Consider the following 3036-nt stretch of genomic DNA (forward strand, 5'->3'; position numbering starts at 1 on the left):
AAGCTTGCCGCCACTATAGAACCGACCGCGATAAGGAAGACGACAAGAAGGGCTACGGCGTAGCTCATGGCTGATTGTTTCCATTCGTGCCGCTGGAACGGGAATTTATGCGAAAGAACAGAGAGCGCATATGGCAACGATTCTCAATACCGACTATCAGCCCGTCTTCCGTTAGTATCGCAACATTTCCTGCCGCTCGTTCGACCATGCCCGTTCATCCGGTATAGCCAACGCGTCCAAATCTTGTGGCGCCGCCGTTACGTCGTCCACCCACGCGCGCAATAACCTGTTGCCGTTGATCACGTCGATGGCGAGTTTGCCACGCTCGTACTCGTAGGCGAAATCGCGCCACAGCAGATAGTCCGGATACAAGCGGCGGATTGCTTTAAAGGCGAGCGCCTGAATACGCCAGGGCTTGAACGCCTGATGATCGTAACCGGGACCTTCAGTATGGATCTGAACACCGTTGCACAGCCTGCCTGCATGTTTGTGGAACGTGGGTTCAAACCAGCAATCCCGCAGGCGGCAACCTGCCAGCCACCGCGGCGCGAGCGAAGCCATTTCCTTCATGATGGCCAGCCCATCGATATCGGGAGCACCGAACACTTCAAGCGGCCGCGTCGTGCCGCGGCCTTCCGATAGGGTCGTGCCCTCGACCATCACCGTGCCGGCATAGGCGCGCGCCATCCAAAGATTTGGCGCGTTGGGGCTGGGATTGACCCAGGTTCGCCGGCCAAGCGGCCAACCGAATCCGGGCGCGGCGTCAGGCTGCCAGCCTTGCATCTCGACGACGCGATACTCGACATCGAGCTTGAGCGTTCTGACAAACCACGAACCGAGCTCGCCGAGCGTCAACCCATGGCGCATCGGCAGCGGTCCGGCGCCAACAAAGCTCTCCCACCCGGCTTGGAGCATCAAGCCTTCGATGGGCCGTCCAACGGGATTGGGCCGATCCAATACCCACACCGCCTTACCGCGTGTCGACGCTGCCTCGAGGACATAGCGGAGCGTCGTGATGAACGTGTAAATCCGGCAGCCGAGATCCTGCAGATCGACGAGGACGATATCGCATAGGTCCATCATCTCATCCGTCGGTTTGCGTACTTCGCCATACAAACTAAAGACTGGGATGTGATGGACCGGATCGTCGAAACTCGGCGACTCGATCATGTTGTCTTGCTTATCGCCGCGCAGGCCATGCTGCGGACCGAAAGCCGCGGCAATGTTAATGTCACCGCACGCGGCCAGGGCATCGAGCGAGTGCGTCAGATTTGCGGTCACCGAGGCGGGGTGGGCGAGCAACGCGACGCGCCTGCCGTTCAGCGATGCGCGCAAGACGGGTTCGGCAGTGAGGCGATCGATGCCAAATTTCATGGTGGTTATGCTTCAGGCACTTCTAGCGCAAAACAATCGGAACGATGGAAATCCGGCTTACCCTGTGGATGCGCCACGGCCCAATAGGATTGACGGCCGCCGGTCTCTTCGATAACCGCCGCGAGACCGAGACGCCAAATCGTCCCATTTTCGCGCCCGCCCCCGCTTGCAGGAAACAACAGCTCATCCAGATCCAGCGATGCTTGCAGGATGTATCGCGCCGGACTCGATTCCACCTCGATCCCGGGATCGCTGATCTCGGTGGCGACCCGCATGCCGTTTCGGTAGCCGTCGAATCGATAAGCCGCCCATTGTGTCGAGGGTGCAAAATTGAATTCGTAATACGCCTCGCCTGGCGATCTACGGACGAAGGCCTCGAAGCAGGTGTGACGCCAGAGTTCGTCGGTGCGTACTGCGTCAGCCGCGGGCGGCATGGACATATTGTCGATCTTGCCCGTCACGACATAGGCTAACATCAAACTACGGGGCCGCCGGCGCGCAATTTCCACTTCGATCTGCGTCACCACAGGGCAAAACGAGGCCGGATGAAGCCGCAACGGCTGGCGCATCAGGGGGTCCACGAGCTCACCGACGATCGCGGTCGGATTTCCGGTACTCGATTTTGACCGACGATAGATGCTCCCCGAAATGCCGATCGAGCCAGCCGAGAAACGATGACAAGAGCCGGGCTTCATCGCTGCGGTCGGAAGACCTAATGACGGCCTCCACCTCTTGCGACGGGCCGGGCTCCAAATTGATCGATCCTTTGTAGCGGACGTGGGTCCATCGCGCGGTCTCGCGCTTTCGCGCCGCCGCCCGTGAGAAGGTTCCACGACCGTTGCGGTGGATCTCTGCTTGCTTTCTGATCATCGCACCATAAAGGCGCGTACCCTCGCGAGGAACAATCTGGAGCAATTTCATGGTGAACCCCACGATGTGTGCTGTCGATTTGGCCAGCATGACACGTCAGGATGCGATTGTTGAGTGCCACCCAAGCGTTGCGGAAGATTAGGAGTGCGCATGCCATGCAGCGAATTGCTTCTGAGCGTGAAGCTGCTACGGTCGTCCGGCGAAGAAACGTCTGTGCAGATGCGAGCCGCAGGCACACCTTAAGCCTCATCACGAAAGCCGCACCAATGGCGCAGCGGCGCCCTGAAGTCGTTATTATCGGAGCGGGCTTCGGCGGACTCGAGGCGGCGAAAACGCTAAGGCGCGTGCCGGTCGACATCACCATCATAGACCGCCACAACTATCATTGTTTTCAGCCGCTGCTTTACCAGGTCGCGACTGCTGCACTCTCTCCTGCCGAGATCGCATGGCCAATCCGCTTCATTCTGCGTCAACAGAAAAATGTCACTGTCCTGATGGCGGAAGTCACCGGCATCGACGCTCCGGGGCGGGTCGTCACCACGCAGGCAGGTCGATTCCCGTTCGACTTCCTGGTGATTGCAACGGGGGCGACCGATTCGTATTTCGGTCATGACGACTGGGCGGTATTCGCTCCCGGCCTTAAGAGCATCGAGGATGGCACGCGTATTCGCCGTCGTATCCTCTCCGCTTTCGAGCAAGCGGAGCTTACCGAAGACGAGAATAAACGCCGGCGGTTTCTTACGTTCGTAATCGTCGGTGGCGGCCCTACGGGCGTTGAGATGGCCGGAGCGA

At 59.4% G+C, this 3036-nt stretch carries 4 protein-coding genes; 1 reads left to right on the forward strand and 3 read right to left on the reverse strand.

Translation table 11 applies throughout. The features are described 5' to 3' along the window. Positions 1 to 171: 171 nt before the first annotated feature. From VEJ16_08545 to VEJ16_08555, 3 genes are read right to left on the reverse strand one after another with little or no spacing between them, the layout of a single operon-like run. The gene (locus tag VEJ16_08545; protein HYB09705.1) at positions 172 to 1374 is read right to left on the reverse strand and encodes a DUF1343 domain-containing protein; all 1203 of its coding nucleotides are present in this window, start codon (positions 1372 to 1374) and stop codon (positions 172 to 174) included. 5 nt (positions 1375 to 1379) lie between these two features. Then, positions 1380 to 1943, reverse strand: a complete 564-nt coding sequence (locus tag VEJ16_08550) for a DOMON-like domain-containing protein (GenBank protein ID HYB09706.1) — start codon at positions 1941 to 1943, stop codon at positions 1380 to 1382. 16 nt (positions 1944 to 1959) lie between these two features. Continuing rightward, positions 1960 to 2295 carry a hypothetical protein gene (locus tag VEJ16_08555; protein ID HYB09707.1) on the reverse strand — a complete coding sequence of 112 codons (336 nt, stop codon included), beginning with the start codon at positions 2293 to 2295 and terminating at the stop codon, positions 1960 to 1962. 215 nt (positions 2296 to 2510) lie between these two features. Between VEJ16_08555 and VEJ16_08560 the strand changes: the two genes are divergently transcribed. Further along, on the forward strand, positions 2511 to 3036 hold a 526-nt coding region (locus VEJ16_08560), incomplete at its 3' end, for an FAD-dependent oxidoreductase (protein HYB09708.1).

The organism is Alphaproteobacteria bacterium, from assembly GCA_035625915.1.
Taxonomy (GTDB): domain Bacteria; phylum Pseudomonadota; class Alphaproteobacteria; order JACZXZ01; family JACZXZ01; genus DATDHA01.